This window comes from Elstera litoralis (assembly GCF_000963705.1).
Lineage (GTDB): Bacteria > Pseudomonadota > Alphaproteobacteria > Elsterales > Elsteraceae > Elstera > Elstera litoralis.
Genome location: NZ_LAJY01000584.1, coordinates 1 through 1,204 on the forward strand (window position 1 = coordinate 1; position 1,204 = coordinate 1,204).

2 protein-coding genes and 1 pseudogene are annotated in these 1,204 nt (G+C 58.3%); all 3 read right to left on the reverse strand.

The features are described from left to right. Positions 1-316, reverse strand: a 316-nt coding sequence (locus VZ95_RS25960) for an amino acid ABC transporter permease (protein WP_198148375.1), incomplete at its 3' end; no start/stop codon positions are given. A gap of 26 nt (positions 317-342) precedes the next feature. After that, a complete protein-coding gene (locus VZ95_RS25965) occupies positions 343-987 on the reverse strand; it encodes an ABC transporter permease subunit (protein ID WP_052711910.1) in 645 nt (214 codons plus the stop codon). Between the two features lie 11 nt (positions 988-998). After that, a pseudogene (locus tag VZ95_RS17805) lies at positions 999-1,204 on the reverse strand (amino acid ABC transporter permease); the annotation flags it as partial.

A 1,204-nucleotide genomic window follows, 5' to 3' on the forward strand; every position in this document is an offset into this window, starting at 1 on the left:
AGAAGCTACGCCACGGCGGATCATTAACCGCGATTTTGCCGGCATTCAGCAAATCGACAAGGCCGATGACGATCACCAGCGACGTATCTTTGAAAGTGGAAATGAAACTATTCACCATCGGCGGAATGACGATACGTAAGGCTTGCGGCAGAATAATCAGGCGCATCTTGGCCCAATAGCCCAAGCCCAGTGCATCGGCGGCTTCATACTGGCCTTTCGGAATCGCCTGAAGCCCGGCGCGCACCACTTCGGCCAAATAGGCGGCCAGAAACAGGGTGAAGCCGATTTGGGCGCGCAGCAATTTGTCGACGCTCACGCCTTCCGGAAAGAAGAGCGGGATCATCACCGACGCATGAACAGCACCGAAATCAACGGCACGCCGCGAATGAGTTCGATATAGGCAACGCAGATCGATTTCGCCGCCGGCATGTCCGACCGACGCCCGAGCGCCAGAACGATGCCGATGGGATAGGCCACGACAATCGCCACGACCGACATCATCAGGGTCAGCGGCAGGCCGCCCCATTGCTCGTGATTAACGAACGTCAGGCCGAGAACGCCGCCCCACATGAGAATAGCCCAGACGAAGACTTGCCCGATCCAGGCCCAAATCAGCGCTTTACCCCACAGGCGGCGGATGCAGCTTGCGCCGACCAACCCGAGGAACAGCAGAATGGCCAAGGCTGGCCGCCACTGTTCCTCATAGGAATAACGCCCGAACAGGGTGAAGCGGTTCTTCTCCCCAATCACGGCCCAGCAGGCCCCCGCGCCTTCCGCGTGGCAGTCCTTGGGCGTTCCCGTCCAGACGGCATTGAGGAAAGCCCAAGGCACAATCGCCTGGACGATGTAGGCGATCAGCGCAAAGCAAAGGATCGTTAGAACCGAATTGCCCGGCGAGTTGAACAGGTTAGCGCGCAACCACCCGATAGCCCCGACTTCGGTGACGGGCGGTTTTTCGATGGGTGCGCTGGTTGTTTGAACAGTCATCGCAACCCTCCTCAGCGCTCAACCAGCGCGATGCGCTTGTTGTACCAGTTCATGAAAGCAGAGATGGATAAGCTCACGGTCAGATAGGCCGCCATGATGAGCGCCACGCCCTCAATCCCCTGCCCGGTCTGATTGATCGTCGTATTGAGGATCGACACCAGATCGGGATAGCCGATCGCCACCGCGAGCGAGCTATTTTTGGTGAGATTGAGGTATT

Coding starts and splice junctions, on each gene's coding strand:
- VZ95_RS25965 (WP_052711910.1), bottom strand. CDS start 987: ATGACTGTTCAAACAACCAGCGCACCCATCGAAAAACCGCCCGTCACC.